Annotated in this window: 27 protein-coding genes; 10 read left to right on the top strand and 17 right to left on the bottom strand. The window is 62.3% G+C overall.

Annotated features, from left to right (window positions below; translation table 11 throughout):
- Positions 1-75: 75 nt before the first annotated feature.
- On the bottom strand, positions 76-519 hold the full coding sequence (locus tag HY17_RS18410; RefSeq protein WP_034769435.1) for a response regulator transcription factor: 444 nt from the start codon (positions 517-519) through the stop codon (positions 76-78).
- 258 nt (positions 520-777) lie between these two features.
- Here HY17_RS18410 and HY17_RS18405 point away from each other — a divergent pair, with 258 nt between their 5' ends.
- The gene (locus HY17_RS18405) at positions 778-1680 is read left to right on the top strand and encodes a GNAT family N-acetyltransferase (RefSeq protein ID WP_081813229.1); all 903 of its coding nucleotides are present in this window, start codon (positions 778-780) and stop codon (positions 1678-1680) included.
- A 3-nt stretch (positions 1681-1683) separates the two neighbouring features.
- Here the strand turns inward: HY17_RS18405 and HY17_RS18400 are convergent, their stop codons facing one another.
- Positions 1684-2184 (bottom strand): hypothetical protein, encoded by a 501-nt coding sequence (locus tag HY17_RS18400; protein WP_034769432.1) that lies wholly within the window; start codon positions 2182-2184, stop codon positions 1684-1686.
- A 118-nt stretch (positions 2185-2302) separates the two neighbouring features.
- Between HY17_RS18400 and HY17_RS18395 the strand changes: the two genes are divergently transcribed.
- Complete coding sequence (locus tag HY17_RS18395) at positions 2303-3307, top strand: alpha/beta fold hydrolase (protein WP_081813228.1); 1005 nt, start codon at positions 2303-2305, stop codon at positions 3305-3307.
- Here the strand turns inward: HY17_RS18395 and HY17_RS19765 are convergent.
- From HY17_RS19765 to HY17_RS19760, 5 genes are all read right to left on the bottom strand, one after another.
- Complete coding sequence (locus tag HY17_RS19765; RefSeq protein ID WP_051600313.1) at positions 3282-5138, bottom strand: alpha/beta hydrolase; 1857 nt, start codon at positions 5136-5138, stop codon at positions 3282-3284. The genes HY17_RS18395 and HY17_RS19765 overlap by 26 nt on opposite strands.
- A 68-nt stretch (positions 5139-5206) precedes the next feature.
- The gene (locus HY17_RS18385) at positions 5207-6757 is read right to left on the bottom strand and encodes a bifunctional GNAT family N-acetyltransferase/carbon-nitrogen hydrolase family protein (RefSeq protein ID WP_034769424.1); all 1551 of its coding nucleotides are present in this window, start codon (positions 6755-6757) and stop codon (positions 5207-5209) included.
- A gap of 56 nt (positions 6758-6813) precedes the next feature.
- The gene (locus tag HY17_RS18380; protein WP_034769422.1) at positions 6814-8109 is read right to left on the bottom strand and encodes an ATP-binding protein; all 1296 of its coding nucleotides are present in this window, start codon (positions 8107-8109) and stop codon (positions 6814-6816) included.
- 7 nt (positions 8110-8116) lie between these two features.
- Entirely contained in the window at positions 8117-8797 is a 681-nt protein-coding gene (locus tag HY17_RS18375) for a response regulator (RefSeq protein WP_034769420.1), read from the bottom strand.
- Positions 8797-9261, bottom strand: coding sequence for a MarR family winged helix-turn-helix transcriptional regulator (locus HY17_RS19760; RefSeq protein ID WP_051600312.1), 465 nt, complete (start codon positions 9259-9261; stop codon positions 8797-8799). The genes HY17_RS18375 and HY17_RS19760 overlap by 1 nt, the downstream gene beginning before the upstream one ends.
- Before the next feature lie 55 nt (positions 9262-9316).
- On the opposite strand from HY17_RS19760, the gene HY17_RS18365 reads away from it, so the two are divergent.
- Positions 9317-10201 (top strand): branched-chain amino acid aminotransferase, encoded by an 885-nt coding sequence (locus HY17_RS18365; protein ID WP_034769417.1) that lies wholly within the window; start codon positions 9317-9319, stop codon positions 10199-10201.
- A 56-nt stretch (positions 10202-10257) separates the two neighbouring features.
- Here the strand turns inward: HY17_RS18365 and HY17_RS18360 are convergent, their stop codons facing one another.
- Entirely contained in the window at positions 10258-10893 is a 636-nt protein-coding gene (locus HY17_RS18360) for a peroxiredoxin (protein WP_034769410.1), read from the bottom strand.
- A 114-nt stretch (positions 10894-11007) separates the two neighbouring features.
- Between HY17_RS18360 and HY17_RS18355 the strand changes: the two genes are divergently transcribed.
- Positions 11008-11532, top strand: a complete 525-nt coding sequence (locus HY17_RS18355) for a histidine phosphatase family protein (protein WP_051600311.1) — start codon at positions 11008-11010, stop codon at positions 11530-11532.
- A 105-nt stretch (positions 11533-11637) separates the two neighbouring features.
- On the opposite strand, the gene HY17_RS18350 is transcribed toward HY17_RS18355, so the two are convergent.
- From HY17_RS18350 to HY17_RS18340, 3 genes are all read right to left on the bottom strand, one after another.
- On the bottom strand, positions 11638-11949 hold the full coding sequence (locus HY17_RS18350) for a UrcA family protein (RefSeq protein WP_034769407.1): 312 nt from the start codon (positions 11947-11949) through the stop codon (positions 11638-11640).
- A 110-nt stretch (positions 11950-12059) separates the two neighbouring features.
- Positions 12060-12242: a hypothetical protein gene (locus HY17_RS18345; protein ID WP_146740183.1), complete on the bottom strand. Its 183-nt coding sequence runs from the start codon at positions 12240-12242 to the stop codon at positions 12060-12062.
- A 304-nt stretch (positions 12243-12546) separates the two neighbouring features.
- On the bottom strand, positions 12547-14106 hold the full coding sequence (locus tag HY17_RS18340; protein WP_233348868.1) for an FAD-binding domain-containing protein: 1560 nt from the start codon (positions 14104-14106) through the stop codon (positions 12547-12549).
- 283 nt (positions 14107-14389) lie between these two features.
- Between HY17_RS18340 and HY17_RS19755 the strand changes: the two genes are divergently transcribed.
- From HY17_RS19755 to HY17_RS18315, 3 genes are all read left to right on the top strand, one after another.
- Positions 14390-15772 carry a glycosyltransferase family 2 protein gene (locus HY17_RS19755; RefSeq protein ID WP_158531429.1) on the top strand — a complete coding sequence of 461 codons (1383 nt, stop codon included), beginning with the start codon at positions 14390-14392 and terminating at the stop codon, positions 15770-15772.
- A 74-nt stretch (positions 15773-15846) separates the two neighbouring features.
- Positions 15847-17061: an acyl-CoA dehydrogenase family protein gene (locus HY17_RS18320; RefSeq protein WP_034769398.1), complete on the top strand. Its 1215-nt coding sequence runs from the start codon at positions 15847-15849 to the stop codon at positions 17059-17061.
- Between the two features lie 33 nt (positions 17062-17094).
- On the top strand, positions 17095-18231 hold the full coding sequence (locus tag HY17_RS18315) for an acyl-CoA dehydrogenase family protein (RefSeq protein WP_034769396.1): 1137 nt from the start codon (positions 17095-17097) through the stop codon (positions 18229-18231).
- 79 nt (positions 18232-18310) lie between these two features.
- On the opposite strand, the gene HY17_RS18310 is transcribed toward HY17_RS18315, so the two are convergent.
- Positions 18311-18733 (bottom strand): DUF2853 family protein, encoded by a 423-nt coding sequence (locus HY17_RS18310; RefSeq protein WP_081813227.1) that lies wholly within the window; start codon positions 18731-18733, stop codon positions 18311-18313.
- Positions 18734-18911: 178 nt separating this feature from the next.
- Positions 18912-19814 (bottom strand): SIMPL domain-containing protein, encoded by a 903-nt coding sequence (locus HY17_RS18305; protein WP_034769394.1) that lies wholly within the window; start codon positions 19812-19814, stop codon positions 18912-18914.
- A 121-nt stretch (positions 19815-19935) separates the two neighbouring features.
- Between HY17_RS18305 and HY17_RS18300 the strand changes: the two genes are divergently transcribed.
- Positions 19936-21528, top strand: a complete 1593-nt coding sequence (locus HY17_RS18300) for an FMN-binding glutamate synthase family protein (RefSeq protein WP_034769392.1) — start codon at positions 19936-19938, stop codon at positions 21526-21528.
- Positions 21529-21533: 5 nt separating this feature from the next.
- Positions 21534-22349, top strand: a complete 816-nt coding sequence (locus tag HY17_RS18295) for a DUF4105 domain-containing protein (RefSeq protein ID WP_034769390.1) — start codon at positions 21534-21536, stop codon at positions 22347-22349.
- A 72-nt stretch (positions 22350-22421) separates the two neighbouring features.
- On the opposite strand, the gene bfr is transcribed toward HY17_RS18295, so the two are convergent.
- The 3 genes from bfr to HY17_RS18280 all read right to left on the bottom strand — a co-directional run bounded on the left by bfr (position 22422) and on the right by HY17_RS18280 (position 24025).
- On the bottom strand, positions 22422-22910 hold the full coding sequence (bfr, locus tag HY17_RS18290; RefSeq protein ID WP_034769385.1) for a bacterioferritin: 489 nt from the start codon (positions 22908-22910) through the stop codon (positions 22422-22424).
- A gap of 153 nt (positions 22911-23063) precedes the next feature.
- Positions 23064-23273: a bacterioferritin-associated ferredoxin gene (locus HY17_RS18285; protein ID WP_233348867.1), complete on the bottom strand. Its 210-nt coding sequence runs from the start codon at positions 23271-23273 to the stop codon at positions 23064-23066.
- Positions 23274-23317: 44 nt separating this feature from the next.
- Positions 23318-24025, bottom strand: a complete 708-nt coding sequence (locus HY17_RS18280; RefSeq protein ID WP_051600309.1) for an O-methyltransferase — start codon at positions 24023-24025, stop codon at positions 23318-23320.
- Between the two features lie 78 nt (positions 24026-24103).
- Here HY17_RS18280 and HY17_RS18275 point away from each other — a divergent pair, with 78 nt between their 5' ends.
- Complete coding sequence (locus HY17_RS18275; protein ID WP_034769380.1) at positions 24104-24721, top strand: TetR/AcrR family transcriptional regulator; 618 nt, start codon at positions 24104-24106, stop codon at positions 24719-24721.
- Here the strand turns inward: HY17_RS18275 and HY17_RS18270 are convergent.
- The gene (locus HY17_RS18270; protein WP_034769379.1) at positions 24693-24920 is read right to left on the bottom strand and encodes a helix-turn-helix transcriptional regulator; all 228 of its coding nucleotides are present in this window, start codon (positions 24918-24920) and stop codon (positions 24693-24695) included. The two genes, HY17_RS18275 and HY17_RS18270, sit on opposite strands and share 29 nt — an antisense overlap.
- Between the last annotated feature and the right edge of the window lie 2 nt (positions 24921-24922).

Raw genomic sequence — 24922 nt, 5'->3', positions numbered from 1 at the left:
AGGCGAAAGAAAACCGCCCGGAAGTGGTTCCGAGCGGCTTAGCAAGCTCTGGCCCCGAAGGGCAAGCATAAGGGATCAGGCAGCGCGCACGCGCATGGCCGGCGTGTCGGCGGCCGTTGGCATCAGGTCCATGAGGAAATCCTCGAAACTGTCCGGCCGCTGGATGAAGCGGTTGAACGGCAGGCCGGCCTTGAAAATGGCTTCCGGGTGGATGTTGGCGCCGCAACGCAGGGCCGCTTCAACGGCCTGATCGCGCGTATCCATCGAGGAAACGACGGCGATCCGGTATTTGCCCATATTGGCTATGCGGGCGATCGTCATGTCCGGATCGATGGAGTCCGGCAGGCCGAGGTCTAGGACGACAAGGTCGAAACGCTCAAGACGCAGGCGCGATTCCGCAGCCATCAGCGTCGGCGCCAAGACGAGGTCGACCTGCACGCGCGAGCGGGCAGCCTTGTCCGCAGCGATGGCCAGCATGTCGCGCACCGGCGCGTGATCTTCAACCCAGAGAACTTTCATAAAATCTACCCCGATGCCTTTCCTGTGTGGCTGGTCCTTAACCTGCCCCCGATGTGCGTTCACTTTGCCACGCGCAGCTTACGGCTTAGTAAAGCGTTCCTTTCAGAAGTGTTGAAAACTCAATGAATTGCGATTGCCGGGGCAACGCGCAAACGGGGTCGGAAATGGCCTGAATCCCCTTGTAAAAAGGGGCTGTTTGCGGCGCTTCCGCAGGTTTCCGGCTTGGCTTATGCTGGTTTTCTGGAGAAACGCCCGAAAATGAGTGACGAAACACTCCCGCAAAAAAATCTGGCGCCGCGGAAGTCGGCCTTCCTGGATGTCGACACGCCAGATGACCTGCACATCGTGGATGTGCTGATCGAGGAGCGCTGCCCGAAATTGCGGGCGAGCCCGGCCTGGCCGCTGGTGCGCCCGGTGCTCTATTCCATGCTCGGCTACGACAAGGCCCGGCGCATGGCCGACGAGATCGTCGCGCTGAATGGCCGCGAATCCTTTGACCGGCTGTCCCGCCAGCTCGCCTTTGACCTGACTGTTGAAGGCATCGAACGGATGCCGCGCGAAGGCCGGCTGATCGTCGCCGCGAACCATCCGACCGGGCTCGCCGACGGGGTCGCCGTCTGGGACCTGCTGAAGCGGGTGCGCGACGACATCATCTTTTTTGCGAATGCGGATGCGATCCGCGTCAATCCGAAGTTCGAGGATGTGATCATCCCGGTCGAATGGGTGATGGAGAAACGCTCCCCCGCCAAGGCGCGCGAAACGCTGAAACGGGCAGGGGAAGCCTTCTCGGAAGAGAAGTGCGTCGTCATCTTCCCGTCCGGGCGCCTCGCGCGGAAAGAAGGCGACCGGTTGATTGAGAAGGACTGGTTCTCCACCGTCATCGGCCTTGCGAAAAAGCAGAAAGCGCCGATCCTGCCGCTGAACCTCGATGCGTGGAATTCGCGGCTCTATTACCTGCTCTGCAATCTCAGCGGCGAGCTGCGCGACATAACCCTGTTCCACGAGCTGCTGAACAAGCAGGGCTCGAAAATGCGGATGACCTTCGGCCAGATGATCGATCCGGAGACGCTGCAGGGCGACGCAGTTTCGCTCACCGAAAAGCTGAAGGCGCATGTCGCCTATGAATTGCTGGAAGACCCGGCGGCCGTGTTCCGGCCCTGAGGGTCAGCGCACCGCGACGCGGTCGAGACGGGCAGGTGTTTCCGGACAGGCTGCAGGCGGGCCGAGCGCGACCGGATGGCCGCTCCCATGCCGGGCAGTCCAGGCAGCGGCAGTTGACAGAGTGCGGGCATCTTCGAACAGGCTCATGAGACCATTCAGGGCTTCGGCCGAGGCGCGCGCCGACCGGGCGCCTTCCAGCGCCTCAAGTTCGATCTCGGCCTCCTCGCCAAGGCTGCGGAAACTGCATCCTATCGCCGCCGGCACACCGGCCTGCACCGTCCAGTTACCCAGCCTCGCGGCATTAAAGGCGAACCGCTCCACCTCGATCACATAATCTTCGTCGAGCACCGGCAGGCGGCCTTGCCGGGCCGTGTCCAGCAGCGGTGCGGACTCCCCGGCGAGGGCAGCGGCTTTCGCGCCCCAGAGTTCGGCCAGTTCCGGGCTGGCGGAGGCGGACCCGGCCATGAGCGCGAGTGCGGAAGCGAGACTGATCTGTTTCAACATGGGCCGTCCTGTCCCTTTTTGGGACATTCGGCGCAAAAGCCGTGCCGGATATGCCCCGAGGGCCGGACTTGCCAGATGAGGAGCCCCGTCCCAGAATTCAAAAAAAGGGAAGAAATGAATGAGCGGGGAGAGCAAAGGCATCGTCAGGGACCAGCCGCCGGAGATTCCTTCGGAGGGCGGGCCGCTGGCCGAGTTCAAGGGCGCGGTGCCGCCCGCGCCGGAATGGTTCCGCAAGGCGGTCGCCACGCCTTATGAAACGGGCTCGGTGGAGGTTAAGGGCGCGAACGTCACGTATCAGCGCTGGGGTAAGCGTGGTGCGCCTGGCCTCCTGCTGGTCCACGGCAATGGCGCCCATGCCCACTGGTGGGATTTCATCGCGCCTTACTTTGCCGAGGAATACAACGTCGCCGCGATCACTTTCGCCGGCATGGGCGACAGCGATTTCCGCGACAGCTACGACATGGCGACATTCGCGGAAGAGGAAGTCGCCGTGGCCGAGGCCGCCGGCCTGTTCGACGGGCCGACCAAGCCGATCATTGTGGCACACTCTTTTGGCGGTTTCGTCACGCTGGTGACCGGCGCGAAATATGGCGACCGGTTTGACGGCATGGTGATCGTCGACAGCCCGGTAAATCCGCCGGAGCGGCCGCACCGCGGGCCGGACCGCAAGGGCCGCCCGAACCGGGTCTATCCCGACCTCGCCTCGGCACTCAGCCGCTTCCGGCTCGCGCCGCCGCAACTGTGCGAGAACCTTTATGCCGTTGACTATATTGCCCGCTGGAGCCTCCGGAAGGCGGACGAGGGCGGCTGGACCTGGAAATTCGATCCCATGATCTGGACGCATTTCGATCCCGGCAAAGACCCCGGCGCCCTGCTTCAGGCCGCGCGTTGCCGGGTAGCGATCATCCGGGGAGAGACCAGTTCGCTGATGCCGGACGATGTGCGCGAATACATGCGCAAGCTGCTCGGCTATCAGGTGCCGTTCATTTCCATTCCGCATGCAGATCATCATGTCATGCTGGACCAGCCCATCGCCTTCATCGCGGCGCTGCGCACCATGCTGGCGGAGTGGAACCACTCCGACCCGCACCGGACAGTTACTGAGGCGCCGTCTCAGGCATGAACCGGCCGGCGGTGCCCAGCCACTGAACGATCCTGAGCGCTGACTGCCAGAGCGGGGCGTCGGGCGAGCCGATGGATTCCGCTTCGGCGGCCTGTTCGGACAGGACCAGCGCGGACTCTTCCATGCCGACACGGCGCATCGTGGTCATGGCGGTGGAGAAGGCCTGCTGGCCGCAGAACTCCGTGCGCGGCGTGCCCAGCACCCAGGCGACTGCATTGCCTTCCTCACGCCGGCCGAGCAGGCAGCGCTGGTCCGGTTCGAGGCTCAGCCACAGGATGGCCTGGAAGTCCGTAAAAGCGGCGCCAAAAATGTCTGAATGGCCTAGCCCGCCATCGGAGACCGCGGACGTATCGATCGTGTTCAGCACGGGCAACAGAACCGGTTCAGCAGAATCCCCAGCGCGGCGGCCTGTGCCGTTGAAGCGCCGGGAGGCCTGAAGCGCGCGGTCTTTGGAACTGGCGTACAGCGTGAAATCGTCGGCGAGGCTGTCGATGGCGGAGACGCGCTCGATAAAGTCATCCGCATCGACATCGGGGGAGGCGAAGACGACTTCATTGAACAGTTTTTCGCCGGGCCGGTCGCGCGTCATCTGTTCGAGGGCGAGCGTCAGGAACTCGTTGCCCATGGAGTGCGCGACAACACTGATGCGTTCGGCCCCGGTCTTGTCCGCCAGAACGAGCAGGAAGTCTTCAAGGTCCTCCACGGCCGCTTCGGTGATCTGGGACCGGTCCGCCTTGTAGCCGAAGAGGCTGCCGGCTGACGGCCATGAATAGAAGACGGTCGAACCGTCAATTTCGAGGTCGACGGAAAGCTGCGCCGCGCGTTCGATCCCGGCGTCAAACTTGGTGTTGTAGCCATGGATGAACACAAAAATCTCGCGGCGCTTGGACTTGGCGAGTTCCAGCTTGATCTCGCGGACAAAGGCTTCCATGTCCGGATGGATCTTCATGTCGCCGACAATCACATGACGTGCCGGGTCCGGGCGTACGTCGAAGCGCAGCACGCTGGGCTTCGGGATCTCGCCAAGCGCGCGGTTGCGCGGCACCGAGACGATCACCGTGCCGGTCTCCAGCTTTCCGCGCTCTGCGCCGTAATAGGTGCGTGCGTCCAGGACCGGTTCGCCATCGACGACCAGCATCTGGCCGGGGTCTGGCGCGCGGTCGGTACCGTAGAAGACCTTCACGAGGTCGAAGTCCGGCTCTTCCCCGAACACGCGCGGGGCCAGGCGGCGGCCTGTCGGCATGGCTGCGCCGGTATCGCGGCTGCGCTCGATGGCGTCCGTGAGGGCGAGTTCCATCTCTTCCAGCGTCGCGAAGCCGCCGGTCATGGCGATGGCGATCATGTCCAGTTCATTGGCTTTCGCGAAAGCGAGCAGGGGCGCCATGCGGGGATGATCGACGCCGAGATGATCTGCCACGAGGCCGACGGCCCGGCCGGCATGCGCTGTCGCGGTGGCGGTGTCGCCTGCGGCGGCGGCGATCTCGGCCATCCTGGCTTCGAGATTGATGAGGCGCGCCCAGTCCGGTTCCGGCGCGGCGGTTTCTGCATTGGCCAGTTGCTCATAGGCGGCGAGGGCGCCGGCCGTGTCTCCTTCGCGGGCCATCAGGTCTGCGAGGTCTTGCTGAAGCGCCATGTCGGTGGATGGGTCCGCCATCAGTTCCGCGGCGAGCGTCAGCATGGCATCCCGGTCACCCACAGCTTCGGCATCGCCTAGTTCGACCAGCAGGTCACGGGGCGGCTGGACTTGTGGAGGCGCTTCCGGCGGCGGGGTGGCACAGGCCGCAAGGATTGCCAGCAATGTGGCCATGGCAACGGCGCGTATGCGGGTCATGCGGTATCCTCCTCCAGGATGAGGTGAATACTAGGAAGCGCGCGCCCTGCCTGCAACAGGGCGGAATGTCAGCGGCGTTTCTTCCAGTTCACCGAATAGAGGTCGAACCGGCGGTCCTTCAGGTTCTGCACGGCGCCGGACTGGCGGGCGGTCAGCAGATCCGAAAGGGAGAGATCGGCCAGCGCGATGGTCTCGGTATTCGGCGCTGTGTCGGCGGCGACGCCATCGCGGGCGAAGGGGAAGTCCGACGGGGTCAGGATGCAGCTTTCCGCATAGTGGATGTCCATGTTCTCCACATTCGGCAGGTTTCCCACCACGCCGGAGAGGGCGACATAGCACTGGTTTTCGACCGCGCGGGCCTGACAGCAATAGCGCACGCGCAGGTATCCGCGCCGTTCGTCGGTGCAGAAGGGGACGAACAGCATCAGCGCGCCCTGGTCGACCAGGTGGCGGGCAAGTTCCGGGAATTCGGAATCATAGCAGATCATCACGCCGATCGGGCCACAATCGGTCTGGATGGCGAGGGCGCCCTTGCCGCCCTTGATATTCCACCACATCCGCTCTGACGGAGTGGGGTGCAGCTTCTGCTGGGTATGGACCGAGCCGTCGCGGAGGAAGACATAGGAGATGTTCAAGATATCCCCGTTCTCCATCATGCTCGGATGCGTCCCGCCGATGATGTTGACGTTGTAGGAGACGGCCAGCTTCTCCATGAACTCGATAAAGCGGGGCGTGTACTCGCTGATCTTCTCGATCGCCTCGACCGGGCCGAGCGGCCGGTGTTCCAGCGACAGGAGCTGCAGCGTGAAGAGTTCCGGGAAGACGACAAAGTCCGATTTGTAGTCGGATGCGATGTCGGTGAAATACTCGATCTGCTGCTCGAATTCGTCGATGGAGTTGATCTTGCGCATCTGGAACTGGACGGTGGCGATGCGCACCCGTTCGGGCAGGGACGTGTCGCCAAGTCCCGGCTTCGCCTTGATCTTATCCTGCTCCAGCGGGTTTTCCCACAACATGTGCGTCGCGCAATCCTTCGACTGCGCGTCCCCCAGCAGGTAGTTCCTCAGCACGCCGATTGGCTTGAAGCCCTGGCGCAGCTGGAAATTGATGACCGGATCCTTCAGCTTCTGATCCACCACCGCAGCAACATAATCTTTCGGGTTCGGATATTCCTTCGCGTGGCGGGCATAGCCGGGCATGCGGCCGCCGAAGACGATGCCCTTCAGCTCCAGCCACTGGCAGAGTTCTCTCCGTACCCGGTAGAAGCGTTCGCCGATGCGCAGGCGCCGGTAGTCCGGATGAACCATCACGTCCATGCCGTACAGCATGTCGCCTTCCGGGTCGTGCCGGGCGGCGAAGCCCACGCCGGTTATTTCGTTCCAGGTATGCGGTTTCAGCGCGACATCGCTCGAGATCATGAAGGTCGCGCAATAGCCGACGATGACGCCTTCATACTCGGCCACGAACTGGCCATCCGGGAACCGGTTCAGCTGGCCGATCAGCTCGCTTCGCGCATACCCCATGCCGGGGCCGTAAACGCGTTCGGACACCTCCATAATGCCGGGGATGTCGCGGACTTCGGCGTTCCGGACGATAAGTTTGGCGGGTTTGTCGGCCATGTCTGTTTACCTGATCGGGTTTCCGCTCTGTCTGCCACAAGCGGATTGAGAGAGTATCAATGTGGCAGGCGAAGGCTGGCGCGCAAGCCGCCAAGCGCACTTTCGGACAGGCGAAGGTCTCCGCCATGGGCCCGCGCGGTGTCGCGGGCCAGCGTCAGACCGAGGCCGATGCCGGACGTATTCTGCGTGCGCGCCTCGTCCAGCCGGGAGAAGGGGCGGAAGGCGTCCTCGTGCTGTTCCTTCGGGATGCCGGGGCCATCATCGTCGATATGGACTTCAGCTGCGTGCGGGCCGTCCACCATCGTCACCTGCACAGTGTCGCCGAATTTCAGGGCATTGGAGATGAGATTGGTCAGTGCCCGCTTGATGGCGAGGCGCCGGCCCTTGACCGGGATCGTTTCCGGGCCGGTGACGGGAACGTCTTCGCTGAAGCCGGCCGCTGCTTCGCGGACCAGGTCTGCAAAGTTGAACTCGACCGGCTCGTCACCTTCCTCGCCCTTGGCGAAGGCGAGATAGCCTTCGAGCATCATGCCCATATCGTCGAGGTCCGCCTTCATGGCGCGGATCTCGTCGGTCTCGTCCATCATGGCGAGGGAGAGTTTCAGGCGGGTCAGCGGCGTACGCAGATCATGGCTGACACCGGCGAGCATGGCGGTGCGCTGCTCTGTAAAGGCGGTCAGACGGTTCTTCATGTCGATCACGGCGCGGGCCGCCTCACGTACTTCGTTTGCGCCGGAGGGACGGAAATCCGGCACGTCCCGACCTCGGCCGAAGGCGCGGGCCGCCTTGGACAGGCTGAGGATAGAGCGCACCTGCTGGTTCAGGAAGGCGACGGCCAGTGCAATCATCAGAAGGCTGAAGATGATGACCCAGACAATGAAAAAGTGCGAGGTGATCGTCACGGCGCGTTTGCGCTCGATCAACACTTCCACGGTCCGGCTGGCGGCGGGGAAGCGGATATGGATGAGGGAGTCGTTCGGGCTGAGGCCGACGAGGACCGGCACGCCAAGGCGTGTGCGTAATTCCTGCCGCAGGACATTGCGATAGGAGAAGGCTTCGAGGAAGCCTTCCGCTTCCGGTGTGGCATCCGGGGCATCGCAGCTGAAGGTCAGGTCCAGCCGGCTGGCAATGACGTCCCGCGCAATCGGCGAGGCAGACCGCCGCTCGCAATAATCCTGCACGACACTGACATCCCGCGCGATGGACTGGCCGAGCTTCCGGTTCACCTCGGCGATATGGCTGTCGTAATAATACCAGGTCGTCACGGTCAGGATCAGCACGACCGGCAGCACCACCATGAGCAGGCTGCGGGCATAGAGGCCGCGGGGGGTGATGTCGCGCAGGCGGAACATGGGTCCCTCAGTCCGGCATCAGGCGGTAGCCGATACCGCGCACTGTCTGGATATGGATCGGCTCCTTCGGGTTCGGCTCGATTTTGCGGCGCAGGCGCGTGACCTGCACATCTACCGAGCGTTCCATGCCCGCAGACGTGATCTGGGCGAGTTCCTCACGGCTGACCGGCTCACCCGCCCGGGCGGCGAGGGCGGTCAGCAATTGCAGTTCGGCATCGGTGAGGCGGACGCGATCGTCGCCGGATTTCAGTTCCCCGCGCGCCGCATTGAAAACGAGGCCCGACATCTCAACCTCTTCCGGAGGCGTTTCCTTGTGGGACCGGCGCAGGATCGCCGCACAGCGCAGGGACAATTCTTCCGGCTCAAACGGCTTTGCGAGATAATCGTCGGCGCCGCGCTTCAGTCCCTCGATCCGGTCGCTGGCCTCGCCCCGCGCCGTCAGCAACAGGACAGGCGTTTCCCGCGAGACGCCGTCGCGGATGCCTGAGAGGAGGGACAAGCCGTCTTCGCCGGGCATCATTACGTCGAGGATTGCCATGTCGAACGCCATGGTCCCCATCAGGCGGCGAGCCGACTCTGCATCCGATGCCGCTGTCACGCGGTAGCCTTCGCGGCTGAGAAAACGTTTCAGCAACTCGCGGATACGGTCGTCGTCATCGACGACAAGGATATGAGCGGCTTCAGGCATCAGCGCACCAGGGCGTCGAGCACGCGGCGGTTGCCTTCCACGGCGTCCGGTCCGGCACTGCGATAGGCAAGGCGCAGACGCTCGCGCAGCACAATTGTCAGCTGCGTCGTCAGTGTCACGCCGGCGTCCGACAGGGTCAGCTTGCGCTGGCGGGCATCCTGGCTGCCGACTTCCTTTTCGATCAAATTCCGTTGATCCAGCTGGCCAAGGATACGGGCAAAGGTCGGCACGGTCATGCCCAGAGAGTCCCGCAGGTCCGAGACAGTCTGGCCGGGCCAGTAGCGGATCGTCATGAGAATTTGCATCTCTGGCTTGCTCAGACCTGCCTTGTGCCGAGCGGCTTCGGCGGCTCTGGTAAGCTCGGATGCTCCGGCCAGCAGGAGGCCGACGCCGCGATCCAGCTCCTGATCCATCAGGAAGAGGCGGGGGTCGAACGGGCGGTTCAGGTTGACGTCAGGGGCCATCCGGTGAAATGAACGCGAAATTCAGAGAAGTGCAAGCGAGGAGCGCTGACAGACCATGGCCGCAACCCCATACGACGACCGCGATGGCTACATCTGGATGGACGGCGAGTTTGTGCCGTGGCGTGATACCAAGGTACACGTCCTGACGCATGCGCTGCACTATGCCTCCGCGGTATTCGAGGGTGAGCGCGCCTATAATGGCAAGATCTTCCGCTCGCTGGACCATTCCAAGCGCCTGCACAATTCGGCCCGGATCATGGGCTTCGACATCCCGTTCAGCGTTGAGCAGATCGAGGAAGTGAAGCGCGAGGCGTTGGCCAAGTCCGGACTCGACAGCGCCTATGTGCGTGCCATCGCCTGGCGCGGGTCGGAAATGATGGGCGTGTCGGCCCAGCAGAACTCCATCCACCTGGCCGTCGCCGTGTGGCACTGGGGCGACTATTTTGCCGACAAGATGAAGGGCATCCGCATGACGCATGCCCAGTGGCGCCGACCGGCACCGGACACCGCGCCCTGCCATGCGAAGGCATCGGGCCTCTACATGATCTGCACGCTATCCAAGCATGCGGCCGAACGGGACGGCTATGCCGACGCGCTGATGCTGGACTATCGCGGCCAGGTGGCCGAGGCGACCGGCGCGAACATCTTCTTCGTGCGCGACGGCGCGCTGCACACGCCGACGCCGGACTGCTTCCTCAACGGCCTGACGCGCCAGACGGCGATCAAGCTGGCGAAGGAACGCCAGATCGAAGTGATCGAACGGGCCATCATGCCGGATGAGCTGCCGACCTTTTCGGAATGCTTCATCACCGGCTCGGCCGCCGAGATCACCCCGGTCGCCGAAATCGGCGAGTACACCTACAAGCCGGGCCAGATCTCCGAATCGCTGGTCAACGACTATTCGGCGCTGGTCAACGGCAAGATCGAGGTGGCGCTCTAGGCGCAGTCCGTATCCGGAAGACATGAAAAAGGCGGCCCGCGGGCCGCCTTTTTTGCTTATTTGTTCGGCTGGGGCGTGTAGCGCAGATAGGGCTTCACGGTCTTGAAGCCTTTCGGGAACAGTTTCCCGGCTTCCTCGTCCGACAGGCTCGGCACGACGATCACGTCTTCGCCATCGATCCAGTTCACCGGCGTTGCCACCTTGTGGCCGTCGGTCAGCTGCAGGCTGTCGATCAGGCGCAGCACCTCATCGAAGTTCCGTCCGGCGCTGGGCGGATAGATGATGGAGGCGCGGATCTTTTTGTTCGGGTCGATCACATAGACGGCCCGCACGGTCACCTTCGGGTCGGCGTTCGGGTGGATCATGTTGTAGAGCGTCGCCACCTTGCGACCGGGGTCGGCAATGATCGGGAATTCGACGCTGGCGCCCTGCGTCTCTTCGATATCCTCGATCCAGCGCTTGTGATCCTCCACACTGTCGACGGAGATGACGAGCGCCTTGGCGCCCCGGCGGGCGAATTCGTCTTTCAGGCGAGCTGTATAACCGAGCTCTGTCGTGCAGACGGGGGTGAAGTCAGCCGGGTGGGAAAAAAACACCACCCAGTCATCCCCGGCCCATTCATGGAACCGGATCGGGCCTTCTGTCGTATCCGCTTCAAAGTCGGGCGCAACGTCGCCGATCAGCAAGCTCATTTAAACCGTCTCCTGTGACTTGATTTCGAGGGCGAAAATGGTGCCTAAGAGAGACTGAGCCAATGAGCGGTGCCTGAAGGTGTCGATCAGAATTTCTAATCTCCGGACCTGCCGATGAAGCGCCTGATCCTGATGCGTCATGCCAAGACCGAACCCTTCGGGGAAGGCATCGACGATTTTGGCCGCGCGCTGACCGATCAGGGGCACAGTGATGCCAAGCGGATCGCCGAGGAAATCGTCGCGCTGGGCTGGAGCCCGGAACGGATCCTCGTCTCCACGGCGCGCCGGGCACGCGAAACCTGCTCGGAAGCGGCACGCGTGTTCGAAGGCGAGAAGGTGCGTCCGATGGAGTCGCTCTATTTGTGCGGCGCGCGGGGCCTTGCCGAAGCGGTGAAGCAGAATGATGGCGCTGGCACGCTGATGGTCATTGGCCACAATCCCGGCATGCATGATTTCGCGCTCGATATCCTGCGCGACGGCGGCAGCCTCGACCACTATGCCTCCCAGCGCCTGGCCGAGAAATTCCCGACCAGCTGTGTCGCCATGTTCGAACGGGAAGATGAAGGCAGCTTCGTGCCTGTGCTTTTCCGCCTGTCGAACGTGCTCCGCGCCAAGGACTACCGCACGGCCACGGCCTGACCTTCCTGCACAAAAAAGCCCCGCCCGGGAGAAACGGGCAGGGCGGGAGAGCGCGGGATACCGGGTTATGGAGAGGCAGGGGGCGCCCGCGAACTTGGTGGCCGCTTATTTGGAGAGCGACGCTGTGTAGGCGGCCGTCAGGTTGTCATTGTCGATGGCTCGGACAGCGCTCTTCACGGTACGGCGCTCACAATAATCCGTTGCGAATTCGACGCCGAACTTCATGTCGCTGCTTTCGGCAACACAACGTTCGCGGATGTCCTGCTTGAGCTTCGCGAAGGCCTGCTCGGCGCCTTCAACGGTCTCCAGGGCGCTGCGATTGATGTCCACGTCCATCTGGAACTGGTCAGACGTGCTGGCGAGGGCCGGCATGGCGGCGATGGAAAGGGCGGTGGCGGCGATAAGGGTGCGGATCATGACGAGAGAGTCCTTCTTGAGAGTTCTGGCTTGAGGGGTGTGAGGAGGGTGGACGGCGCTGCGAGCCAAGAGGGGGGCAAGGCTTTTGTGTGCAGCGCCGTCCTGGCGGCTTAGTGCGTGTCCCGGCGCAGGGAACGACGGCGGCGGCGGACCAGGAGGTTCGGGCGGCCCCGGTCGGCCACATCGTTTGCCGGTCGGGACAGCAGCGTCGGGCTGCCGGTGAAGATGGCGCTTGCCATCGGCGCGGCGGTCGCGGCGATCTCGTGGTCATACTGACGGGCGCGGGGGGTCATATTCGAAAGTCCTTCTTGGTTGTTGTCTTGGCGGGACCATCCCGCCGCCGACATCCTCAAGATAGGACAGGTCTTATCGAAAATCAATACTAAATTATCGAAAAACAATAATTACGAAGAATTTCAAGGTCTTTCGTCTTGTCGAATATCGATATGGTACGCCAAACGGGCCCTTCAAGACCAATTAATTGCGGTTCATGAAAGCCTTTTTGCCGGGAATCGGCGCCAAAACCGGCAAGAACCGGAAAGATTCGGGGGTTGCCAGGCCAGGCTGGCGCTTGAAAGGCCTGCCTGGGCGGACCGTCTAGGCGGACTGGCTTTCCGACGTGGACGGCGGCTGACCGAGATCGAAGCTCAGCTGAACCGGACCCCTGGCGGGTTGGCGGAGTCTGCCAGGCCGCGGCGCCCGGAACGGGAGATCCGCCTGCTTCAGGGCCGTCTGGACCGGTTCAGGCCGGCCGGGATGGCGTACGCTGGCAATCCGCGCGCGGGCTTCACGCGCGGCGGCGACGTGATCGACCATGCGCATCGGATAACTCTGGCCGAAGATCACGCCGGCCCGGGCGAGCTCTGCCTTCGGTGCCTCCCAGGGGGCATGAAGGTAATTGTCAGGCAGGGCCGCCAGTTCCGGCACCCAGCGCCGGATAAAGGCGCCATCCGGGTCGAGCTGCAGCGAGAGCCGGACCGGGTTGTGAACCATCGGCAGGCGCCGGCCGCGCAGGCCAGCCTGGGCAATAATTTGCGGATAATGAATGCCCGGCTCGAAATCGGTGAACAGTGCCGCGAGTTTTTCCGCCGGCAGGCGCCAGTCCATCCAGAGCTGGCAGGCGGCGAACCCAATCAGCATGGCCCGCATGCGGAAATTCAGCCAGCCGGTCTCGCGCAAGGCGCGCATGCTGGCATCGATCAGCGGGAAGCCGGTCCGCCCTTCGATCCATGCAGCAAGACGTGGATCGTCTGCTGCGGCTTCCGGGCGGAGGTCTTCGCCGCTGCCAGTCTGGGGCAGGGGACGGTCTTCGAAGGCCTGGATCGACCGGGCGCGCCATTCGAGCCGCTCCAGGAATTCGGCGAGCGAGGCGGCGTAGGTCGTGTCACCATCCTGCAGGAAGGCCGCGCGGGCGCGGGCCGCAGCCTGCCAGGCCTCGCGGACGGACACGGTGCCGAAAGCGAGGTGCGGCGACAGGCGCGAGCCTGCGGTCTCTGCCGTGGCTGGCCGGTCGGCATCCTGCTGGTAGCGGCGTCCGCGTCCGGCGAGGAAGCTCCTCAGCAATTCCACGCCTGCGGTGCGTCCGCCTTTCTGGCGGCCGGCACAGTCATCGGGGCCAAGGCAGAAGTCTTCCGCGATTGGCCATGGGCCCGCAGCCTGTGTCGCCGCGTGGATCGTGTCCGGCGCCTTTATGCGCGGGGCGTTCAGCGTTTCGGTCCAGCGCGCCGTCCAGTCATCATGTTCCTTGAGGCCGCGAAGCACGCCGGGCTGTGACTGCTCGCGCAGCGAGATCCCGGCCTGCACGGCCCAGCGGCGAACGGCCCGGTCCCGTGCCCGCGTCCAGGGCAGGCCGCTTTCCTCATACATGTGAATCGCCTCGATTCCGTGCCGGCGGTGAAGGTCTGCCAGAATGTCCTGCGCGTTACCCCGGCGCACGATCAGCCGGGCACCGCGTTCGGTCAGGGCTTCGTCCAGCTCTGTCAGGGAATCCATCAGGAAGTCGAACTGGCGGCGCGAATGCTCCGGCAGGGCCCAGGCGTCGCGCTCGAATATATAGAGCGGCAGGACCGGCGCACCGCTGGCCACAGCGGCGGCGAGGGCGGCATGGTCATGCACCCTCAGATCGCGACGGAACCAGATGAGATGGACGTTACGCATGGAACAAAAATAGAACATCCGAGGAAGTCTGGCAAGTCCCTTGTTTTTCAGGTGGGTTTTCGAATGGGTAGAGTCGACGGGAGATCCCGACCTGTGGAAATCTCTGTGGATCGCTTCCGGCCGCACGCCGGGCTCTTCTTTGGGGGGAATCCTCTCTCTTTCGGGGCGATTCGTTTCGTTATCGTAACAAATTCAACCTGTGATTTGTGGTGCCGCTGTTAACCAAAGGCTTCATAAGGCTATGGGTGGCGAGGGGTTCAACGGCGGTACTGGCCGCGCACATTTGCGCGCGCCCCTGAGCTGTCCCAAGCCCGATATTCGTCTTGCCCTTGAAGCGGCGCATCAACTGGAACGTCAGGCGCCAGGCCTGTCCGCCCGCCGCACCCTCAATCGGGGCCAGCGTGCATTTTCCATCCGCCTACTGAAGACCTTTGGCGTCCTGACACTGCTCATGCCGGAGCTTGTCGGCCTTCTGGCCGGCGTGATCATCCCACCAATCTTCGTGGCGATCATCCTGTTCCGCCTGTTCCTGTTGATCGTGGCGGCCCGGCTCAGCCGGGAGGACCTGCCGGACGATAGCGGCGCGACCCCCTTGTTGCCGGTCTACACGATCCTCATCGCGTTGAAGAACGAAATTGCGGTCATGCCCCAGCTGGCAAGGGCCGTGGCCGCGCTCGACTATCCGAAGGACAGGATCGACCTCAAATTGCTGGTCGAAGAGACAGACGTGCGCACCCAAAGGGCCGTCCGCGCACAGGTCTGGCCTATGGGCACGGAGCTGCTGGTGGTTCCGGCGGGCCAGCCGCAGACCAAGCCGCGCGCGCTCAATTACGGCCTCGCCCGGGCGAGGGGGACTTATGTTGTCGTCTACGATGCCGAAGACCGTCCCCACCCAGGCCAGCTGAAGGCGGCGGTCCGCGCTTTCAATGCCCAGAATACCGAGCTTGCCTGCGTGCAGGCGCCGCTGGTTGGTACGCCGGCGAAAGGCAGCTGGATCGCGCGGCAATGGGCGCTGGAATATGCGATCCAGTTCAGCCTACTGGTGCCGGCGCTGGCCTGGCTCGGCTTGCCTGTGGTGCTCGGCGGGACAAGCAATCACTTCCGCCGCACGTCTCTGGTCGCTGCGGGCGGCTGGGATGCATGGAATGTGACCGAAGATGCGGACCTTGGCCTGCGCCTCGCGCGACTCGGGCACCGGGTCGGCGCGATCCGCTCTCCGACACTCGAGGCACCACCCGAAACGGGAAGCGTATGGCGGGCCCAGCGTTCAAGATGGCTGAAAGGGTATATGCAGACCTGGCTCGTGCTGATGCGTGGGCGAACCGAAATTCGCGGCCTGAGGCCGGTCGATTTCTTTTCTGTCCAGATGACGCTCGGCGCAGCGATCCTGTCGGCAATGGTCCATGGTCCCTGGGCCGTGTGGTGTCTCACCTGCTTTCTGCTTCCCGGCGTATCCCTCGGCGTTTTCGGGCTCAGCGCCCTCGGCCTGTCGTTTTTCACCGGCGCCCTGTCGGCCAGCCTGGCCCCTGGCCGCTGGAGCTGGCAGCGGGTTGGCGACATCCTGACCCTGCCGCTTTACTGGCCCCTCCAGACCTTCGCCATGATACGCGCCCTCTGGAGCCTCGCCCGCACGCCGCACTACTGGGCCAAGACACCGCATATCTGACCTAGCGGTAGCGCTTGGCTCAGCCGCTGCAGGGGAATAGGGTCTCACCTGTCATATCTGATAGGGAGACCGCCATGGCCGACACTGCCGTCGACGAGCTCGAGACCTTCCGCGCTGAAACGCGCAGCTGGCTTGAGGAAAACTGCCCACCCTCCATGCGCACGCCAATGAAGGACGACGAAATCGTCTGGGGCGGCAAGCGGGAGAAGTTCAAGAACCCGGAATCCAAAGTCTGGCTGGAACGGATGGCCGAAAAGGGCTGGACCGCGCCGCAATGGCCGAAGAAATATGGCGGCGGCGGGCTCTCCCCGGCCGAGGCCCGTGTGCTGCAGCAGGAGATGAGCCGCATCAAGGCGCGCCAGCCGCTGTTCTCGTTTGGCCTCTGGATGTTCGGCCCGGCCCTCCTTGAGTTCGGCAATGAAGAACAGAAGATGCGCTTCATCCCGGACATCATTCATGGCCGCACCCGCTGGTGCCAGGGCTATTCAGAGCCGGGCGCCGGCTCTGATCTGGCTGACCTGCAGACCCGCTGCGAAGACAAGGGCGATCATTACCTGATCAACGGCCAGAAGGTGTGGACCTCCTACGCCGACAAGGCCGACTGGATCTTCTGCCTGGTGCGGACCGACACGAGCGTGAAGCATGAAGGCATCAGCTTCATCCTGTTCGACATGGAAAGCCCCGGCGTCGAAGCGCGCCCGATCCTGCTGATCTCGGGCGAAAGCCCGTTCTGCGAAACCTTCTTCACTGATGTGAAAGTGCCGAAGGACCAGCTGGTCGGCGAAGTGAATGGCGGCTGGCAGATCGCCAAGCGCCTGCTGCAGTTCGAACGCTCCTCGATTTCCGCCGGCGGTTTTGGCGGTACGGGCGGTTCCGGCATCATGGGGCCGGAAGACTATGCCAAGCAGCATATCGGCACAGACAGCGATGGCCGTCTTCTCGATGGCGACCTGCGCGGCCGCATCACCGATCACAAGATGTACGCCAAGGCCTTCAGCCTGACCGTCCAGCGCCAGGCTGAACAGGCCAAGGCCGGGCAGGCCGTCAGCCATACCGCGTCCATCCTGAAATACGGCGCGGCCAAGATGAACCAGGACCGTCACGAGCTTCTGATCGAGGCACTCGGCACTGAAGGGCTCGGCTGGGAAGGGGAGGGCTTTGACCCGACCGCCAAGAAAGTCACCCGCCAGTGGCTGCGCTCGAAGGGTAACTCCATCGAAGGCGGCACCAGCGAAATCAACCTCAACGTCATCTCCAAGCGCGTGCTTGGCCTGAAAGACCATCAGTAAGCCGACGGCAGAAGATTACAGGAGATATACAACATGACCTTCCTTCTGACCGAAGATCAGGAAATGCTGCGTGACACCGCCATGGCGTTCGCACGTGATGAACTGCCGGTGACGCATCTGCGTGCACTGCGCGACAGCGGTGCCAATGGCAAGGACCCGGCAACCCGCCAGAAACTGGCAGAGCTTGGCTTTTTTGGCGTGATCGTGCCGGAAGAACCGGGCGGCGAACATTTCGGCCTGGTTGGCCTGGGCCAGATCCTTGAGGCGCAGGGCCGCACGCTGGCTGCCACGCCGCTGCTGCAAACCGCGCTGATCGGCGCCAGTGCGATCCAGCTCGGCGGCACGCCGGCACAGCAAGCCGAATGGCTTCCGAAGATCGCCGGCGGCGACGTGACTTTCGCGCTCGCTCTCGACGAGAGCGCACACTTCAATCCGCTGAACGTCGCCACCGAAGCCGAACGCAACGGACAAGGCTACACGATCAATGGCGAGAAGCGCTATGTACCGGACGGCCATCATGCCGACATGCTGATTGTCGTCGCGCGGACCTTCGGTGAGGCTGGTGACCGTCACGGCCTGTCGCTGTTCCTTGTTCCGGCTGATGCCAAGGGCGTCTCCATCCAGGAGCTGAAGACGGCGGACAGCCATGGCGCCGCGCACATCACCTTCACGGATGTGATGGTGGGCGAAGGCGCACTGATCGGTGCAGCCGATGAAGGTGCAGACGTTCTGGAGCCGGTGCTGGACCGGGCCGCGATCGGACAGGCGGCAGAAATGCTGGGCTCCGCGCAGGCCGCGTTCGACATGACGCTGGAATACCTGCAGAGCCGCAAACAGTTCGGCCAGTTGATTGGCTCGTTCCAGTCTCTGCAGCACCGCGCCGCAAAGATGTTCACCGAGCTGGAGATGACGCGGTCCTGCGTCGCGGCGGCCCTGTCAGCTGTCGATGAAGGCAAGACCAATGTTGCCGAACTCGCCAGCCTCGCAAAAGCGAAAGCCAGCGAGCTGGTGCATCTTGTCTCGAACGAATGTGTCCAGATGCATGGCGGTATCGGCATGACCGATGTGGCAGATCCTGGTCTCTACATGAAGCGCGCCCGCGCGCAGGAAGCGATGTATGGCTCGGCCAGCTGGCACCGCGATCGCTATGCGAAGCTGAACGGGTACTAAGCCAGACGGCCAACGCGAGGCAAAAGAAAGCCGGGCGCAGCGAAAGCTGGCCCGGCTTTTTCCGTTTCCGGAAGACTGCTTATTTCAGAGCAGAACCTTTGCGCAGAGCTTTTGCGACGAGGTAGTAGACAACCGGACGGTGCTTGGCGCGAACCGAACGGCCATACTTCTCGATCGCTTCGGCAAGCGCCGCATCAGCCTTGGCTTCGTCAGTGACGCCAAGCTTCTTCGCGATGAAGGTTTTCTTGATGCGGGCCATTTCGTCTTTCGACGAAGCGGCGACCGTTGCGGAGTCGGATTTGTAGATGGCCGGGCCGCAAGCCTTCACGGCGCCTTCGAGAAGCGCCATGTCCGGACGAGCTTCACCAACCTTCTCTTTGAGGTCGGCGACATACTTCTCCATCAGGACTTCTTTTTTCGACGGCTCTTTTGCCGGCTTGGTCACTGCCGGAGCAGCGGCCTTTTTCGGCGCCGCTGCTTTTTTCTTGGTAGCTTTTGCCATGGGAGTGTCTCCTCTATGGGCCCGACGGACGGGCGTGTTTTCAGATTACGCAGCACTGTTCACGAATCAAAACGAAACGCAAAACACCCAAGCCACGATTTCCACAAGGAAACAACCCTTGGCGACCATGAATCGCGCAGGCGCACGTATTTTTATTTAATCCGTACTCGGATTTGCATCAGTTCCCGACTGCGTAGATCATGCAGACGCTCGACGATATGCTCAGTTTTGGCAGATCAGATGGAAGGTTCAGCGCATCGATGTCTTCCTGCGTGATCTGAACTTCCTTGTTGCCGATCTTCTGCGCTGTCACGATGATGCTTTCGTTCCGCATGCCGGCTTCAGCGGCAGGTGCTGCAACCATGTTGCGTGAGCGATCATGATAATCGCTGTTCACGCCTGCAGAAGTGGTCCAACGCCCAAGACAAGGGCCATTGCCTTCCTGCACCGCCAGCAGTTTCCCGAGCTTCGAACCGGACGCTTCTGCCGTTGCCTTTGCGCGCGCAGATCCATCGGCGACCGCGGCTTCATAAGCTGCAAGGTTCAGTTCTGTTGTCGCTTCGAGATAGGTTCTCAGCGGTGTTGAGGTTTCCGGGCTTAGCGCGAGCACCGCGGCGCGGGCTTCACCCGCTACAGATATGTCTTCGATCACAACACTCAAAGACGCTTCCGCCTCGTAGCCGACAACCTTGTCCGGACGGTCGTTCTCGATCTTGTAGCCATCCTTGTCGCGGTATTGTTCGTAGTAGGGGGCGACCGACACGGAGGATTGCACGATGGCCTTGTCACCCGCGATCTTCTTCACAGTGTCGTAAGCGAGCCTTGCGCGTTGCACGGCAAGTTTCATTGCATCTTCGGCATCCTTGTCGGTTTCCAGATAGGTGACCGAAAAGGAAGCTCTGTTGGGCGCGACCTGCATGTTCGCGCGCCCGATGGATTCAATCACCGGCATGCGCGTCCAATAGGGCGTCACATAGACATCTTCCTGATAGTCGCGCCCGCCTGTCGGTGAGGTGGATTGAGCAACTGCAACCGGGGCGGCCAGGATGAACAGGGCGGCGAGAGGCAGGACGGGTTTCATAGATGATCCTTTTATGCAGAAGGGGGGCATCTCGTCTCCCCTGAGTGGAAGTCTTTCACACAAGAGCGGACACCGCTAGGCTCGCAAGAATAGGGAAGCGGTTGGGAGGCGCCGGAAGCTCATGTCACGTTATTCGGTCTTGATCATCGTCGCGCTGGTTTTTGCGGCAGGTATTTATTTCTGGCCGACAGGCGCGGTTGCACAAAGCACCGCCATCATTGCCGGCCTCATCACATTGCTTGGCATATCGGATTTGATCCAGCGGCGGCACACGCTGTGGCGTAACTATCCGCTGCTGTCGCGCGTGCGCTGGCTGGCAGAAGAGATGCGGCCGTTCCTGCGCTCCTACATTGTGGAGAGCGAGACGGAAGGCAAACCCTTCAATCACGAAGAACGCTCGATGATGTACCGGCGCGCGAAAGACGTCACGTCTGTCGAACCGTTCGGCAGTCATCTGGAGATCGATCGTCCGCCTTATGAATGGCTAGCCCACTCAATGGCCGCGGTGCATTGCGATGAAACAGACCCGCGTGTGACGGTGGGTGCGCCGGGCACGTCAAAGCCATACTCGGCAAGCGTCTTCAATATCTCGGCAATGAGTTTCGGATCACTCGGCGCCCACGCCATCGAAGCCTTGTCGACGGGCGCGAAGAAAGGCGGCTTCTATCACGACACGGGCGAAGGCTCCGTCTCGCGTTATCACCGCAAGGGCGGGGCGGATCTCGTCTGGGAACTTGGCTCCGGCTATTTCGGCTGCCGCACATCTGACGGCAGTTTCGATCCGGAGCGGTTCAAGGACGTCGCCGCCGACCCGCAGATCAAGATGATCGAGATCAAGCTTAGCCAGGGTGCAAAGCCTGGCCATGGTGGCGTGCTGCCCGGGGCGAAGGTGACAGAAGCCATCGCAGAGGCGCGTGGCATCAAGGTCGGTGAGACCTGTGTGTCGCCACCTGCGCATTCGGCCTTCTCGACACCGATCGAAATGATGGAGTTCGTGGCCAAGCTGCGCGAGCTGTCCGGCGGCAAGCCGGTCGGCGCAAAGTTCGCCGTCGGCAATCGCTGGGAAGTGCTGGCGCTCTGCAAGGCGATGCTGAAGACCGGCGTCCTCCTGGACTTCATGGTCGTCGATGGCGGGGAAGGCGGCACGGGCGCGGCACCAGCGGAATTCCTGGATCATGTCGGCGCACCGCTGCGCCAGGGCCTCGTTCTGACACGAAACGCTTTGGTCGGAACGGGCCTGAAGGATGAAGTGCGTCTTGCCTGTTCGGGCAAACAGGTCAGTGCCTTTGCGATTGCGTCTTCCATGGCACTCGGTGCCGACTGGGTGAATTCGGCGCGGGGCTTCATGTTCTCACTCGGCTGTATTCAGTCGCTGAACTGCCACAACAATCGCTGCCCGACCGGTATCGCGACGCAGGATCCGACACGCCAGCACGGGCTGGACGTTGCGGACAAGGCCGTGCGTGTCGCAAACTTCCACCGCAATACCGTCAAAGCGCTGATGGAAGTGGTCGGCGCGGCAGGCTGCAAGCATCCGGGCGAACTGACACCGCGCCACATCATGCACCGGGTGACGGAAGACATCGTCCGCCCCGCGGACGAAGCATATGATCTTCTCCATCGCGGCCAGCTGCTGGCCGACGCGGCCGGCACGCACCTCGCCAGCGAATGGGCGATGGCGCAGGCAGACAGTTTCAAACCGGCAGGCTATTAGCGCCGGTGCGCTGGATCTCTCCGTTCCTTGTGGCAGCGCTTGCGGCGTTCGGCGTCTTCCTGCTGGCCGTTGTCACCAAGCAGCCGCGGCATGACCGGAACTGGTATCCGCATCTCTCGCGCCTGCCGCATGTGGAACTTCAGGACGGCACTTTCTCCATCGCGCCTTATGGTGACTGGACGTATACAGAAAATGATTCGGACGAAATGGTGTGGAGCGCGGTGCCGCCGCATCGCATTTCGGATGTGCGCCGTGTCTGGTTCGTGATGGAGCCGCATCCGGGCCTCACCGTCATGGCGCATACTTTCGTCATGTTCGAATTCGGGGAAGGGGATCTTGTCGGCCTCACCATCGAGGCGCGCAAGGAAACGCGCGAAACCTATTCGGCGTTTCGCGGCACCTTCAACAAGTTCGAGCTCATGTACTACTGGGCAAGCCCGAGGGATTTGATGACCCGCCGCGCGGTGATGATGGACCGGGAGCTCTACATGTATCCGCTGGCGCTCAGCCAGGCGGAAGCGGAAGCCTATCTTACCGCGCTGCTGGAGAAGACGGTCTCCATCGAACAGCGCCCGCGTTTCTACAACACGCTGACGTCCAACTGCACGAACGAACTCGCCAAGGCAGCGGACATTCCCTGGCACCCGGCTTTCATCCTGACAGGCGACGCCGATCGGGCGCTGTACCTGCGGAAGCGTATCTCAGGTGAGGGCCGTTTCGAGGAGGTGCACGCAAAGGCGAGGGTCGATGCCTGCGTGCGGGAGAATGCGTCACTGCCTCAGGCGGCGTTCAATGCCGCACTGGTCGCCTGCGCGGAATGAAAAGAGGCGCCCCGGGAGGCGCCTCTTCATGGTCTATTGATGGTGTATACATTGGATTGTTCATGTGGCCGGTCAGCCTTCTGGCGACGCGTTCGCCTCGGACTGGAGCATGGTGTAGCGCTCGATCCCGATCCGCTCGATCAGTTCGAACTGGGTCTCGATATAGTCGACATGCTCTTCCTCATTGTGGAGGATTTTCCCGAACAGGTCGCGGCTGACATAGTCCTGAACCGACTCGCTGTAGGCCATGGCCTCGCGCAGCAGCGGGATCGCCGCGTTCTCGAGTTTCAGGTCGCATTCCAGGATTTCCTGGACGTTCTCGCCGATGTGCAGCTTGCCGAGATCCTGCAGATTCGGCAGGCCACCAAGGAACAGGACGCGCTGGATCAGCCAGTCAGCATGCTCCATTTCCTCGATCGATTCCTTGTATTCCTTGTCGCCGAGCTTCGAAACGCCCCAGTCGTGCAGCATCCGCGAGTGCAGGAAATACTGGTTGATGGCGGTGAGCTCGTTCTTCAGCGCCTTGTTCAGGTATTCGATGACCTTCTTGTCGCCTTTCATGGGAGAGCTCCTTCAATCGGTTACGTGAATATACTTAGCAGATAGGCCGATTGGGCCTGCGCCGCAAGAAAAATCCAATTAAATCAATTGCATATGAGAGTGCGAAACAGTCTCAGACTGTTCCGGAAAATCCAGCAATACCAGAAGGTTGCCCTATTCGGCGGCCATCAGCGACGGGGCGGGCCCGCGATCAATTTCAGTGTCCGCGATCATTTCGCCGATCGAGGACCGGCATTTGCCGCACTGGAACCGGCAGCCATGATGTGCCTGCACAGCCTTCGGGCTGTCCGCACCGGCCTCTACGGCCGCGCGCACGCTCTTGCAGTTCAGGGCATTACAGACGCAAATGATCATGAGAACCATTTGCAATCACTGCGAATGATTGTCAATACGGATTTTTACGTGGCTCAGTGCGCCTTCCGACAGATCGACATCGACACGCCGCTGCCGATGTCCAGGATCGTCGTCTCATAGCCGTTCGAAGTGTCTGAAATATAGTCCACAAAGGGCCTCAACGTCTTGCGGAAGGATTTGATATTGTCCGCAAAGATGACGGCGCCAGGCGCGAGTTTCGGCTCCATCAGCTTTAGCAAAGGAATGTAGAGATCCTTCCAGCCGTCGAGGAAGAGGAAGTCGACTGGTCCTTCCAGCGGGGCGAGGCTTTCCAGCGCATCGCCTTCGCGAATGTCCGACCAGCGCGACAGGCCGGCCTCGTTCAAATTCGCCAGCGCGACCTGCGCCTTGGCGCTGTCCTTCTCGGTCCCTGTGAAGAAACCGCCGGTCTCCCGCGCGGCGGCAGCCAGGTAGATGGAGGAAATGCCGTAGGACGAGCCGAATTCGACGATGTTCCGGGCGCCGCGCGACAGGGCCGTCAGGTACATGAAGCGGCCGAACTCTTCCGACACCGGGATGAAGGCCTTGGAGAGATAGGGCTCTGCCGCTTCGAAGGTCGAGCGGCCTGTGAACTTGCCGGAGATGATCGCGGGCAGGGCGCGGGCAAACACCAGCGCATCCCGGCCGGAGGCCTGCTTGTGCAGCTGTTTCAGCGTGTGCGCGATGTTGGCATCGTTCAGGCCGCTGTTCGTGTGGCCGGTATTCCTGCAATCGAAAGGCATGGGGCTTTCCTTTCCTGTCTAAAGCACCTACCGTCTAAAAATATGAGTAATAGCTCATATTGAAACTCGCATTTGCCCATGACCCAGACCACCATCCCCAGGCCCAGAAAATCACCAGTACAGGCCCGCTCCGCCGCGACAGTGGATGCGATCCTGGAAGCGGCGGCTCGCATTCTCGAAAGCGAGGGATTCGACGGCTACACGACCAATGCCATCGCAAAGCGGGCGGGCGTGTCCATCGGATCGCTCTACCAGTACTTCCCCAACAAGGACGCGGTCACGGCGGCCCTCGTCATGGCGGACGCGATGCAACTGCACGACAATGTCTATGCGGCGGCCGAGGCGACCGCCGGGCAGGATTTCCGGGTGCAGCTGAATGCGCTGATCGATGTGGTCGTGGCTCACCAGCTTGACCGGCCGGCGCTGGCCCGCCTGATCGATGTGGAAGAGCATCGGCTGGCGGCCGATCCGGAGCTGGAGGCCAAGCACGACTCCGTGCTGGCGCTGATCCGGGAGCTTCTCGTTGCCAACCGGATCGACCTGCCGTTTGACCTCGATGTGGTGGCGAAGGATCTGTTCGGCATGGTGCACGGCATGTGCGACTTTGCCGGGGATTATGGCGAAACAGATCCGGACCAGTTGAAGGCCCGCATCCGCCACGCCGTGCTCAGCTATCTCGGGGTTCCAGCCAGCTGAACACGTCCTCTAGGCCGACGCCGAACACGCGCGAAATCCGGAAGGCGCTTTCGAGGGAAGGGGAGTAACGGCCCTGTTCGATGGCGATCACGGTCTGGCGGGTCACGCCGATCGCTTCGGCGAGGGCGGCCTGGCTCATATTGTCATGCTGCTCGCGCAGCTCACGGATACGATTCCCAATGGGGGGGCGCTTGGCCATGG

This window comes from Hyphomonas sp. CY54-11-8 (genome assembly GCF_000682735.1).
In the GTDB taxonomy this organism is placed as follows: Bacteria; Pseudomonadota; Alphaproteobacteria; order Caulobacterales; family Hyphomonadaceae; genus Hyphomonas.
This window is presented reverse-complemented; position numbering and strand designations above follow the sequence as displayed.